10 protein-coding genes and 1 tRNA gene are annotated in these 11,817 nt (G+C 62.7%); 7 read left to right on the forward strand and 4 right to left on the reverse strand.

Features of this window, described 5'->3' with window-relative positions; translation table 11 throughout:
- Positions 1-234: 234 nt before the first annotated feature.
- Entirely contained in the window at positions 235-1,653 is a 1,419-nt protein-coding gene (locus tag ACK543_RS10905) for an ATP-binding protein (RefSeq protein ID WP_409942880.1), read from the reverse strand.
- Positions 1,654-1,792: 139 nt separating this feature from the next.
- The gene (ompR, locus tag ACK543_RS10910) at positions 1,793-2,524 is read right to left on the reverse strand and encodes a two-component system response regulator OmpR (RefSeq protein WP_409942872.1); all 732 of its coding nucleotides are present in this window, start codon (positions 2,522-2,524) and stop codon (positions 1,793-1,795) included.
- Between the two features lie 253 nt (positions 2,525-2,777).
- On the opposite strand from ompR, the gene ACK543_RS10915 reads away from it, so the two are divergent.
- A complete protein-coding gene (locus ACK543_RS10915; protein ID WP_409942881.1) occupies positions 2,778-3,452 on the forward strand; it encodes an SIMPL domain-containing protein in 675 nt (224 codons plus the stop codon).
- A gap of 350 nt (positions 3,453-3,802) precedes the next feature.
- Here the strand turns inward: ACK543_RS10915 and ACK543_RS10920 are convergent, their stop codons facing one another.
- Positions 3,803-4,585: a 3-hydroxybutyrate dehydrogenase gene (locus ACK543_RS10920; RefSeq protein ID WP_409942873.1), complete on the reverse strand. Its 783-nt coding sequence runs from the start codon at positions 4,583-4,585 to the stop codon at positions 3,803-3,805.
- A gap of 230 nt (positions 4,586-4,815) precedes the next feature.
- Here ACK543_RS10920 and ACK543_RS10925 point away from each other — a divergent pair, with 230 nt between their 5' ends.
- The 6 genes from ACK543_RS10925 to ACK543_RS10950 all read left to right on the forward strand — a co-directional run bounded on the left by ACK543_RS10925 (position 4,816) and on the right by ACK543_RS10950 (position 11,323).
- Positions 4,816-5,775, forward strand: a complete 960-nt coding sequence (locus ACK543_RS10925) for an alpha/beta fold hydrolase (RefSeq protein WP_409942874.1) — start codon at positions 4,816-4,818, stop codon at positions 5,773-5,775.
- Entirely contained in the window at positions 5,772-7,985 is a 2,214-nt protein-coding gene (locus tag ACK543_RS10930) for a RelA/SpoT family protein (RefSeq protein WP_409942875.1), read from the forward strand. The genes ACK543_RS10925 and ACK543_RS10930 overlap by 4 nt, the downstream gene beginning before the upstream one ends.
- 332 nt (positions 7,986-8,317) lie before the next feature.
- A tRNA-Val gene (locus tag ACK543_RS10935) sits at positions 8,318-8,394 on the forward strand.
- Positions 8,395-8,754: 360 nt separating this feature from the next.
- Complete coding sequence (gene phaR / locus ACK543_RS10940; protein ID WP_409942876.1) at positions 8,755-9,312, forward strand: polyhydroxyalkanoate synthesis repressor PhaR; 558 nt, start codon at positions 8,755-8,757, stop codon at positions 9,310-9,312.
- A gap of 144 nt (positions 9,313-9,456) precedes the next feature.
- On the forward strand, positions 9,457-10,848 hold the full coding sequence (gene rimO / locus ACK543_RS10945) for a 30S ribosomal protein S12 methylthiotransferase RimO (protein ID WP_409942877.1): 1,392 nt from the start codon (positions 9,457-9,459) through the stop codon (positions 10,846-10,848).
- A gap of 130 nt (positions 10,849-10,978) precedes the next feature.
- Positions 10,979-11,323, forward strand: coding sequence for a hypothetical protein (locus ACK543_RS10950; RefSeq protein WP_409942878.1), 345 nt, complete (start codon positions 10,979-10,981; stop codon positions 11,321-11,323).
- Positions 11,324-11,374: 51 nt separating this feature from the next.
- Here ACK543_RS10950 and ACK543_RS10955 read toward each other — a convergent pair whose 3' ends face one another.
- Positions 11,375-11,683, reverse strand: a complete 309-nt coding sequence (locus tag ACK543_RS10955; RefSeq protein ID WP_409942879.1) for a hypothetical protein — start codon at positions 11,681-11,683, stop codon at positions 11,375-11,377.
- Positions 11,684-11,817 lie beyond the last annotated feature (134 nt).

Consider the following 11,817-nt stretch of genomic DNA (forward strand, 5'->3'; position numbering starts at 1 on the left):
GTTGTTTTTGCAGCCTCACCTTTCGGGTGACAGCGCTATGCACTTGCCAGCACCGCTTTTGGAGCGCCATGCGGTGTTGCTTCTCCTTGCAGGCACGAGCCTGCCGCGTCGTCGCGCCTTGCCTGGCGCCCCAACAGCAGCGCTGGCAAATGCATCTAACTGCCGTTTTGGGCCAAATGTTTCCGGCCCTTGCCGCGTGCGCGCGGCGCGGGGTCGGCCTCCCGCTGGGCGGATTCAGGCTGCGGCCGTATCGACGGGTGCTGCGTCCTGTTGGGGCGGCTTGCGCTTGGTCGCTGGACGCATCAATCGCTGCTTGGGGTCCTGCCCATCGGCGAGCGACGTGGCGCGCTGCAGTTGAATGTGCGCCATCAGACCCCCGGTAGGGGAGTTGGACAGGGCAAACGTCCCGCCCATGCGCTGCACCGTTTTATCCACGATCGACAGGCCCAGGCCCGCGCCAGCAGCGGCTGTGCGGGCCGAGTCGCCGCGGAAAAACGGCTCCGTCAGGTTGGAAAGCTGCTCTGGCGGCACACCGCTGCCATGGTCGCGCAGTTCGACAAGAACCCAGTTCTTTCGCCCCCTGGCTGAGATGTCAACCTGCGCGATGCCGGTCAACTCTGACTTGGCATAGCGCCGAGCGTTCTCAAGCAGGTTGGAGACTACCCGCGCCAGCTCGATCTCGTCGGCCAGCACATTGAGCTCTTTGGGGACCGTCATGGTGATCATGAGCTCGCCGTAGTCCTGCACGGCGTACACGCATGAGGAAATCACCGCATGCAGGTTGATGGGTGTGAGCGTGACGTGGTCGGGGCGTGCGTAATCGAGGAACTTGTCAATCGTCGCATCCAGTTGCACGATGTCGGCCACCATGTGCTCGCGGGCCACCTCATCACTGACGCTCATCTCGGTTTCCAGCCGAAGCCGGGCCAGGGGCGTACGCAGGTCGTGCGAAATCCCGGCCAGCATCACGGCCCGGTCCTGCTCCAACTTGGCCAGTTTCTGGGCCATGCGATTAAAGCCAATGTTGACCTCGCGGATCTCGCTGGTCACGACCTCTTCATCAAGGTGGCTGGCTTCAAAGTCGCCGTCCTTGACGCGGTTGGCGGCTCGGGAGAGCTGCTTGAGCGGACGGTTGATCAGCCGCGCAATGGCCGCTGCGCCTGCCAGCGAAAGCGTTGCCGCCGTCAGCAGCCAGATCAGCCACGAGCGTTCGCCCACCGGGCTGAACCGCGAGCGGTCCATCAGCAGCCAGTTGGGCTCACCGTTGATGTGAAAGCTTACCCACAGGCCATTCTCGCCGTTGACGCTTTGCGCCACGATGGTGTCGGGCCCGAGGCGATCTTTGAGTTCGTCAGCAAGCCGGTTGGCCAGCGGGGTGTTATCAAGCAGTTCAAAGTGGTCCTGGGGCTCAAGGGCAAGAATGCGCACGCCTTCCTGCTCAGCCATGGTTTTGATCAGCGACGCTCGGGCCATGCCATCGGAGTAAACGAGCGCGGCACGGCTGAGGTTGGCCAAAGAAGCGATTTGCTGCGCGGTGTGCAGCGTGCGCGGCTCGAACTCCAGCGCACGCAGGGTCTGCAGCCAGGCAACAACGCTGCCTGCCAGCAGCAGGGCCAGCAGAAAAAAGGTGCGCCAGAAAAGATTCAGACCCATGCGCGCGCGCTGCTCGCGTGCTGCGCGAAGCGACTCTGGCGCAGCCGCAGCGGTGGCTTCAGAGCTGTTGGCCGATGCGCTGTCGTCCGGAAGGCTGACCGGCCGGGTGTTCGCGTCAGCGGGGGTCATCTGGCAAGGCTCAGCTCGTGCCGTCCGGCACGAAGACATAGCCCACACCCCACACCGTCTGGATGTACCGCGGAGCCGCTGCATCCACCTCGATGAGCTTGCGAAGGCGTGACACCTGGACATCCAGGCTTCGGTCAAAGGGCTCGAACTCGCGCCCGCGTGCCAGCATGGCCAGCTTTTCGCGCGACAGGGGCTGGCGCGGGTGGCGCACCAGCGCCTTGAGCATGGCGAATTCGCCCGTGGTCAAAGGCAGCTCTTCGCCGTTGCGCTGCAAGGCACGCGTGCCCATGTCGAAGGTGAAAGGCCCGAACGTGACGATTTCGTTGTCACCCGAGGGAGCGCCCGGTGCCTCCTGGGCGGGGCGTCGGCGCAGCACGGCATGGATGCGCGCCAGCAGTTCGCGGGGGTTGAACGGTTTGCCCAGGTAGTCGTCGGCACCCACTTCCAGTCCCACGATGCGGTCCACATCTTCGCCCTTGGCAGTGAGCATGATGATGGGAGTGCGATCATTTGCGGAGCGCAGACGGCGGCAGATCGACAGGCCGTCCTCGCCCGGCATCATCAGGTCCAGTACGATCAGGTCAACCGTCTCGCGCAGCAACAGGCGGTTGAGCGCCTTGCCGTCTTCTACGACCATCACTTCGAAGCCTTCCTGCGCCAGGTAGCGGCGCAGCAGGTCGCGGATTCGTGCATCGTCGTCGACCACCAGAACCTTGTCGGTACGATTGGTTGGTGTAGCCATCGGTGTCCTGGGTTCAATGTGTAACAGCGCAATTTTGACCACTTGACGCGGCGAAGGTGGGGTTTTGCGCTGGGGCTTGACCAACTGTTACAAGTGTTGCCCCAGCGTGAACCTTGACTCTAGTCGCATTTTTACACAACCGGTGCGCTGAGGTTAATGTGCTTGTCTGGGCCGGCCGATCTGCGTCGCCCTTCATGACCAAGGAGATTCCGTGTTGAAAATACGCTTCGATGTGATAGCAACTACTGCCATCATGGCTTTTGCTGGCACTGTTTTTGCACAGGGTGGTGCAGCGGCCGATTTGCGTAACGTGGTGCAGTTGTCGGCCGCCGGAACGGTAGAGGTTCAGCAGGATCTTCTGGTGCTGAACCTTGCTACCAGCAAGGAGGGCCCCGATGCCGCTGGCGTGCAGGCACAGTTGCGCCAGGCGCTTGACGCCGCGCTTGCCGAAGCCAAGCGCAGCGCGCAGCCGGGCCAGATGGATGCGCGTACGGGGCCGTTTGGCCTGTACCCGCGCTACGGCAAAGACGGCAAGATCAACGGCTGGCAGGGCAGGGCTGAACTGATTCTGGAGGGGCGGGACTTTGCACGCATTACCGCCACGGCCGCGAAAATCCAGACCATGGCCATCAGCCAGGTGTCGTTCAGCCTCTCGCGCGAGGCGCGCGCCAAAGTCGAGGGCGAAGCCCAGACCCAGGCCATTGAGGGTTTCAGGGCGCGCGCGGCCGAACTGACCAAGGGTTTTGGTTTCAGCGCCTACAGCCTGCGCGAGGTGGCCGTCAACAGCAACGAGATGAACCCGGGGCCTCGCGTGCGGATGATGGCGGCCGAAGGCAAGGTGGCTGCGATGGCCGATGCGCCGGTGCCTGTGGAGGCGGGCAAGGCCCAGGTGGTTGTCAACGTATCGGGCTCGGTGCAGATGCGCTGACCGGTGCGCGCAGGCCACCAGGGTCTGCTCTGGTGATTTGAAGGTTTATTGAGTCGGCACCTTTGAACTTGAACCAGCCGTTCGGGCTGAGCCTGTCGAAGCCTTGCGCAGAGCTTCGAACCGCATCAACGCATTCAAGTTGGTTGATGCCGACTCAATAAAACTGCCACCCGCGCACGCTTTGATTGGACTTGTTGCTACTATTTACATAGCAAAATGACAGGTTGTACGGGGCCGGTGTGGCAGCACCCTGCGAGGGGCAGCAAGCGCACTCTCGGGCCCCCGCGACGCGCGCAGGATGGGAGCCGACCAGGGCCGCGAGGTCCAAGCCCCGGGCCGGCAAGGCTTGCTTACTGCGCTGCCCAGCCGCCGTCCATGTTCCAGGCCACGCCGCGCACATTGTTGGCGGCTGGTGAGCAAAAGAACACAGCCAGCTCGCCAAGCTCGGCGGGCGTGGTGAACTGCATCGACGGCTCTTTTTCGCCCAGCAACAGCTTGGTGGCGTCTTCGTTGGACAGGCCGAACTCAGCCGCCTTGGCATCCACCTGCTTTTGCACCAGGGGCGTGAGCACCCAGCCGGGGCAGATGGCGTTGCAGGTCACGCCGGTGGTGGCGGTCTCCAGCGCGGTCACCTTGGTCAGGCCCACCAGGCCGTGCTTGGCCGCCACGTAGGCGGATTTGTGTGCCGAAGCCACCAGGCCATGCACCGAGGCCACGTTGATGATACGGCCCCATTGCGCAGCCTTCATGGCGGGCAGGGCCAGGCGTGATGTGTGGAACGCGCTGGTCAGGTTGACGGCAATCACCGCATCCCAGCGGTCAACCGGGAAATCCTCGACGCTGGCCACGTGCTGGATGCCGGCGTTGTTGACCAGAATATCCACGCGACCGAACTGATCCGCGCAGTACGTCATCATGTCTTCAATGTCGGCGGCGCTGCTCATGTCTGCGCCGTGATAGGCCACCTGGACTCCCCATGCCTGTCCTGCCGCGAGGACTTCAGCGCGGGGCCCCTGCACGTCGCCAAATCCGTTGAGCACGATGTTTGCGCCCTGGCTCGCCAGTGACTTGGCAATACCCAGGCCAATGCCGCTGGTCGATCCGGTTACGAGGGCAGTCTTGCCTTTGAGCATGGGAGGTTCTCCGAATGAATTAGGATGCGTTGCACAGGAAGATCGGTACATGAGCAGGCGTGGCGGCTTGTCACAAAAAACCAAGCAGCGTGCGGCGTGGTCACGGCAAGCCTGGCCTAGCCGGGGGCGCGGCACGGTGTGCATTGTCACGCCACTGCCGCTTTGCACATGCTGTGAGACCTGCCGAACTTCCACGACATTATCCAGCGCTGCTTTCGAATATCGCCTCCATGAATGAACCTAGGCTGAACTACGTACTGTGCCCAGGCGCGGCTGCCGTCGCCTCTTTGCCGGGCCGCGAGGCTGCGCCCACGGGCATGCACCGCATGGCTTACTGGGAGTGGAATGCCACGGGCGACCCTGACCATCCGCATGTGGTGATTTGCGTGCATGGCCTGTCGCGGCAGGGGCGGGATTTCGACACCCTGGCGCAGGCGCTCAGCACGCGCGTGCGGGTGATCTGCCCCGATGTGGTCGGCCGTGGCCAGAGCGACTGGCTCGCCGATCCGATGGGCTACCAGATTCCGCATTACGCGGCTGACATGCTGGCATTGTTGGCGCAACTGCACCATCGCGCGCCGATGCAGACCCTGGACTGGGTTGGCACCAGCATGGGGGGGTTGATCGGCATGGCGGTGGCGGGGCAGGCGGGCGTGGCGTTGCCGGTGCCCATGCGGCGCCTGGTGCTCAATGATGTGGGGCCGGTCATCCAGTGGGATGCGCTGCAACGCATTGGCCTGTATCTGGGCCAGCCAGTGCAGTTCGGTTCGCTGCAGCATGCCGCAGATGCCCTGTGGGCCATCTCCACGAGTTTTGGTCCGCATACCCCCCAACAATGGCTGGATCTGTCACGCGCAATGGTGCGCAAGCTGCCTGATGGTGGTTTCACCTGGCACTACGACCCCGCCATCGCCATGGCTTTCAGGAGCCTCACGCAGGATGCTGCGGCAGCCGGCGAGGCAACCTTGTGGCAGCTGTATGACCTGATCACAGCGCGCACCCTGCTGCTGCGCGGCGCGGATTCGGATCTGCTTTCCCGACAGACCGCCCATGCCATGTCGATGCGCGGGCCACGGGCCACGATGGTCGAGTTCGAGGGGGTGGGGCACGCGCCAACGCTGGTGGCAGACCATCAGGTGCGCACGGTGGCAGATTTCCTACTGGCAGCAGAAGGTGTTGCAGCGGCATGAAGACCAACCCTGTTGCACCGTCACCCTTGTCGGTCGCTGGTGAGGCGGTTCCACAACTCATCGCGGCCACGTCCCAATCGCTGCCGGAGCAGGTCAACGCGCTGGCGCGGGCGCGGGCCTTTGCCGAGCCTTTGCTGGCCAGCGAGATGCTGGAGTCTGGCGAAAACACGCTCGCACATGCCGACGCGGTGGCCGCCATCCTCTGCGGGATCGGGGGCTCCGAGGCCATGCAGGCCGCAAGCTACCTCGTCCACGCGTGCGTGCATCTCAACAAGCCAGAAGAGGTGATTGCCAAGGCCTTCGGCGAGAACTTCGCAGCGCTCGCGGTGGAAACCACCAAGCTGATGCGCGTGCAGCGCCAGGCGCTGGGCGCCCAGCAGGTGGACGATGTCGCGGTGCACACCGAGAACGTGCGCAAGATGCTGCTGGCCTTCTCGCGCGACCTGCGGGTGGTGATGTTGCGACTGGCATCGCGCCTGCAGACACTGCGCTTTTATGCCGCCAGCAAGTACCCGGTGCCTCCCGGCCTCGCGCACGAGTCGCTGCAAGTGTTTGCGCCGCTGGCCAACCGGCTGGGCATCTGGCAGGTCAAGTGGGAACTGGAAGACCTTTCGTTTCGCTTTTTGGAGCCCGACACCTACAAGGAGGTGGCCCGCCTTCTGGATGAAAAGCGCGGTGAGCGTGAGGTGTACATGGAACATCTGCGCGCACGCCTGGAGACTGAGCTGCGCAGTCGCAGCATCAGTGCCACGGTGCAGGGCCGACCCAAGCACATCTACAGCATCGTCAAGAAGATGCGGGGCAAGTCGCTCAATTTCGACCAGGTGTTCGACATCCGCGCTCTGCGCGTGGTGGTGCCGTCGGTCAAAGATTGCTACGCTGCCCTGAGCTGGGTGCACGAGCAGTTCACGCCCATGGTCGAGGAGTTCGACGACTACATCGCCAAGCCCAAACCCAACGGCTACCAGTCGCTGCACACCATCGTGCGTGACGACCAGGGCAAGGCCATCGAGATTCAGATCCGCACGCAGGCCATGCACGAGCATGCCGAGCATGGCGTGGCAGCGCACTGGGCCTACAAGGAAGCCGGAAACAAGGGCTATGCAGGTGTGTCGGCCAGCGGCGATTACGACTCCAAGATCGCCGTGCTGCGCCAGCTTCTGGCCTGGGAGCGAGACCTTTCGGGTGCCGTGCCGAAAGCGGGCCTGTTTGAAGACTGCATTTATGTGCTCACGCCCGACGCCGCTGTGGTCGAGCTGCCGCAGGGGGCCACTCCGGTGGACTTTGCCTACGCGGTACACACCAGCGTGGGCCATCGCTGCCGCGGCGCACGGGTGGATGGGGCCATGGTGCCGCTGAACACCACGCTGCAAAACGGCCAGACGGTGGAAATCTCCACCGTCAAGGAGGGGCGGCCATCGCGCGACTGGCTCAATGCCGAGCTGGGCTACCTTACAAGCCACCGTGCCAAGGCCAAGGTACGCGCCTGGTTCAACGCCCAAGCCACCCACGAGACCGTTGCGCGTGGCCGCGAGGCGGTCGAAAAGCTGCTCCAGCGCGAAGGCAAGACCGCCCTCAAGCTCGACGATCTGGCGGTGCAGCTTGGCTTCAAATCGGCTGATGGCCTGTTTGAAGTGGTGGGCAAGGACGAGTTTTCACTGCGCAACATCGAGGCGGTGTTGCGACCGCAGGAACCCGTCGTGCAGCCCGACGACTCCCTGCTCCTGAGGAAAACGCGCAGCAATGACCACGGCTCCAAAGGTGGCGTGCTGGTCGTGGGAATCGATTCTTTGATGACGCAGTTGGCCAAGTGCTGCAAACCTGCGCCGCCAGACGACATCCGTGGCTTCATCACGCGCGGCAAGGGGGTGAGCGTGCACAGGGCCGACTGCAGCAACTTCCGCCAGATGGCAGCCCACAGCATGGAGCGTGTCATTGACGTGGAGTGGGGCGCACCCAAGAGGGTGGTCACTGCGGCCGTCTACCCGGTGGATGTGGCCGTGGAAGCGGCCGACCGCCAGGGCTTGCTGCGCGACGTTTCCGAGGTATTCGCCCGGGAGAAGACCAACGTGATCGGCGTGCAGACGCAGTCCATCAAGGGCACGGCCTGGATGACGTTCACGGTCGAGGTCTCGGACTCGGGGCGACTGAACAAGGTGCTGTCCATCGTGGCGGGTGTGTCAGGGGTGCGATCCGCGCGCCGTCGCTAGCCCGGATGTTTCACCAGGGACGCGCCCGGGTGGGCTGTGATGCGGTGCGCTGGCAAAGCGCGAGGACGCTGCGGGCTCGTGCCCGCAAGGAGGAGCAACGCCGCCAGAGAGCCGCAGCACGGCTACATCGGGGGTATAGCGAACGGAGTTCATTGGATTGGGCACTCGAAGCCAAAAAAGTGTGCATGCATGGGGCGTCTTGGGACATCGACGAGCGACCTGGCGAAACATGCGGGCCAGCCTCCACAGCGCCGACCCACGGCCTCACAGGCGATCCTGCCCAGCGGCGAGAGACGGGTTTTATGGCTATAATGGCGGGCTAGACAAACGACAGGCGCGTAGCTCAGCTGGTTAGAGCACCACCTTGACATGGTGGGGGTCGTTGGTTCGAGTCCAATCGCGCCTACCAAATTTGGTAATGAAATCAACGACCTGAGAGAAATCTTAGGTCGTTTTTTCTTGGCCGGATCGTGGATGGACCGGGTAGGGCGACAGCAAAGCGTGGCCTTGAGTGTGATCGCCGCCACCGGCGGCCCGTAGCCAAAGAACTTGCTTCGAAAACCCATGGCACATGGCACATGGCACATGGCACATGGCACATGGCACATGGCACATGGCACATGGCACATGGCACATGGCACATGGAGTCCCGGCTTTTTCATGCTCCGCCCGTATCCGCTCAGTGCCCCCAGGCGTGCAGACCTAGGGTTATCCTTTCCCGGCTTTGCGCGGTCGGCCTCCTAGAATCTGTTGCACCGCAATATGGGCCATGTCCCTCGGGAGTTTCCTTGTGTCCGATAAGCAAAGCACCGCTGGCGCGAAGCCAGCACAGCGCGTGATCAAGAAGTACCCCAACCGCCGGCTCTACGACACGGACACCTCCTCGTACATCACGCTGGCCGAAGTCCGCCAATTGGTCATGGACCAGCAAGATGTGTTGGTGCGTGATGCGAAGACAGGGGACGACCTTACGCGCAGCATCCTGCTACAGATCATCCTGGAAGAAGAAGCCGGTGGCGCCCCCATGTTCACTGAGGCCGTGCTGGCGAACATCATCCGTTTCTACGGCCATGCCATGCAGAGTTTCATGGGTGCGTACCTTGAAAAGAACGTGCAAGCCTTTACCGACATCCAGACCAAGCTGGCCGAGCAGTCGCAGAGCGTCACACCCGAGATGTGGGCCCAGTTCATGAACCTGCAGTCCCCCCTGCTCAAGAGCATGATGGGCAGCTATGTGGAGCAGTCGCAGACGGTGCTCACGCAGATGCAGGAGCAGATGCAAAAGCAGACCGACCAGATGCTGGGGGCCTTTGGCTTGAAGCGGTAGGCGGCTGGGCGGCCCGGTGCCCCTGCAGCGCGTCTGGCCTGGCGCGTGTGGGCACAGTCGGGTTCATGGGTTGAAGAGTCTCGCGCCTTGCGGTGCGCCAGCCAGGCCACAGCACCCAAGCCGGAACTGGGACAATACGCGTCTATGAGCGAAGCAATTGCCCCCACCAAAACACCCAAAGTCGGATTTGTCAGCCTGGGCTGCCCCAAGGCCCTGACCGATTCCGAGCTGATCCTGACGCAACTGAGCGCCGAGGGATACGAGACCTCCAAGACCTTTGAAGGCGCGGATCTGGTCATCGTCAACACCTGCGGCTTCATTGATGATGCCGTCAAGGAAAGCCTGGACACCATTGGCGAGGCGCTGGCCGAAAACGGCAAGGTCATCGTCACGGGCTGCCTGGGCGCACGCACGTCAGAAGACGGCGGCAACATGGTGCGGCAGATGCACCCCAGCGTTCTGGCCGTCACAGGCCCCCATGCCACGCAAGAGGTGATGGACGCCGTCCACCTGAACCTGCCCAAGCCCCACGATCCCTTCATCGACCTGGTGCCCGGAGCCTTTGGCGTGGCAGGCATCAAGCTCACGCCCAAGCACTACGCCTACCTGAAGATCAGCGAAGGCTGCAACCACCGCTGCACGTTCTGCATCATTCCGTCTATGCGCGGCGATCTGGTTTCGCGCCCCGTGGGTGATGTGCTCAGCGAGGCCAAGGCGCTGTTTGAGGGTGGCGTCAGGGAGTTGCTGGTCATCAGCCAGGACACCTCTGCCTACGGGGTGGACGTGAAATACCGTACCGGTTTCTGGGAAGGCAAGCCCGTCAAGACCCGCATGCTGGAGCTGGTACAGACCCTGGGCGACATCGCCGAGCCCTACGGCGCCTGGGTGCGCCTGCATTACGTGTATCCGTACCCCAGCGTGGACGAGGTCATCCCGCTCATGGCCACCGGGCGTGTGTTGCCCTACCTGGATGTGCCTTTCCAGCACAGCCACCCCGATGTGCTCAAGCGCATGAAGCGCCCCGCCAGCGGCGAGCGCAACCTCGAACGCATCCAGCGCTGGCGCGAGGCCTGCCCGGAGATCGTGATCCGCAGCACATTCATTGCCGGGTTTCCGGGCGAAACAGAAGAAGAATTCCAGCACCTGCTCGACTTTGTGCGCGAAGCACAGATCGATCGCGCAGGCTGTTTTGCCTACAGCGATGTGACCGGCGCGGCCGCCAACGATCTGCCCGGTATGCTGCCGATGCAACTGCGCGAAGAACGCCGTGCGCGCTTCATGGCCGTGGCCGAAGAGGTCTCCATTGCCAGGCTCCAGCGCCGCGTGGGCGCGACCATGCAGGTGCTGGTGGACCATGCACCTGCGATGGGCCGCAAGGGCGGCGTGGGCCGCACATATGCCGACGCGCCCGAGATCGATGGGACCGTGCAACTGCTGCCGCCCGAAAAAATCAGCAAGACGCTGAAGGTGGGTGAGTTCACGCGGGCCCGTATTGTGGGTGCCAAGGGCCACGACCTGATTGGGGTACCTGTTTGAATGTCGGGCTTTGGACTAGGCGCGCGGCTTTTTCCGCTTTTCGCTGGTTTGGAGACGTTGCATCGCTTGTCGAGGCAGTTTTGTTGTGCTGAAATTTCGCAACTTAACCACTTGAAAAGAGAGATTGACCATGCGTTTGATGTTCCGGACCGCCGCTACTTTGGCGCTAGGGTTGCTGACTTTGCAGGCGACCGCTGGCGACTATGCATTTACGCTGCACAACCGCGCAAAGGGATGGACCATCAACGGCTTCTATACCTTCCAGGATGGCCGCTGGAGCAAAAACTGGCTTGGCAAAGGGACCACCATCCAGGCTGGTGCGTCGGTAGCACTGGACTGGAAAAGCGATGAGGGCGATTGTGTGGTGCCGTTTCGCGTGAGCTGGGAGAACTATGGCGCCGATGAATACAAGCTCGACTGGTGCAAGGGCGTCAAGAACGTGTATATGCTCGAAAAGGGCTTTCGCACGGAATGAAGCTGGGCTCGGCCCGATCCGCTAGCTATTGCTCCGTGAAAAAAGGCTTCCCTAGGAGCCTGTCGTACTTGAGCAAAACGAAGTGCGATTGATCAGCGCGACCTCTTTTTCTAGCATGCGTCGCGCCGATCGGTCGCTCAACAACGCGTGGCAAGGCCCGGTGACGCCTGTGCGCCCCAGTGCAGACCCCTGTTTTTCCATGTTTTGGGCGTACATCGTCGCCCCTGATTTATTCAATTCAAGCAGCAACTGACGCGTAAGCGCCCGCTCGACGATGCACACCTCGACAGCGGCGGGCCGATGACCAGGTCTCCCGAGTTCGACACCAACCGCCGTAAGTGCTTGATGTGTATAGGCCATGACCTTGGAATTGTCACTACAGCAAGGGCAGCTGGGGGTCGAGCGTGGGCTTCTTGATCTTGAGGGCGGCCAGGGCTTGGGCCTGGCGGGGTTGAAGCGTCGAGACGCCATGCACAGGCCGGCCGCCGTTGATG

It is taken from the genome of Acidovorax sp. (genome assembly GCF_046341535.1).
Lineage (GTDB): Bacteria > Pseudomonadota > Gammaproteobacteria > Burkholderiales > Burkholderiaceae_C > Acidovorax.

Coding starts and splice junctions, on each gene's coding strand:
- ACK543_RS10905 (WP_409942880.1), bottom strand. CDS start 1,653: ATGGGTCTGAATCTTTTCTGGCGCACCTTTTTTCTGCTGGCCCTGCTG.
- ompR (WP_409942872.1), bottom strand. CDS start 2,524: ATGGCTACACCAACCAATCGTACCGACAAGGTTCTGGTGGTCGACGAC.
- ACK543_RS10915 (WP_409942881.1), top strand. CDS start 2,778: ATGGCTTTTGCTGGCACTGTTTTTGCACAGGGTGGTGCAGCGGCCGAT.
- ACK543_RS10920 (WP_409942873.1), bottom strand. CDS start 4,585: ATGCTCAAAGGCAAGACTGCCCTCGTAACCGGATCGACCAGCGGCATT.
- ACK543_RS10925 (WP_409942874.1), top strand. CDS start 4,816: ATGAATGAACCTAGGCTGAACTACGTACTGTGCCCAGGCGCGGCTGCC.
- ACK543_RS10930 (WP_409942875.1), top strand. CDS start 5,772: ATGAAGACCAACCCTGTTGCACCGTCACCCTTGTCGGTCGCTGGTGAG.
- phaR (WP_409942876.1), top strand. CDS start 8,755: ATGTCCCTCGGGAGTTTCCTTGTGTCCGATAAGCAAAGCACCGCTGGC.
- rimO (WP_409942877.1), top strand. CDS start 9,457: ATGAGCGAAGCAATTGCCCCCACCAAAACACCCAAAGTCGGATTTGTC.
- ACK543_RS10950 (WP_409942878.1), top strand. CDS start 10,979: ATGCGTTTGATGTTCCGGACCGCCGCTACTTTGGCGCTAGGGTTGCTG.
- ACK543_RS10955 (WP_409942879.1), bottom strand. CDS start 11,683: ATGGCCTATACACATCAAGCACTTACGGCGGTTGGTGTCGAACTCGGG.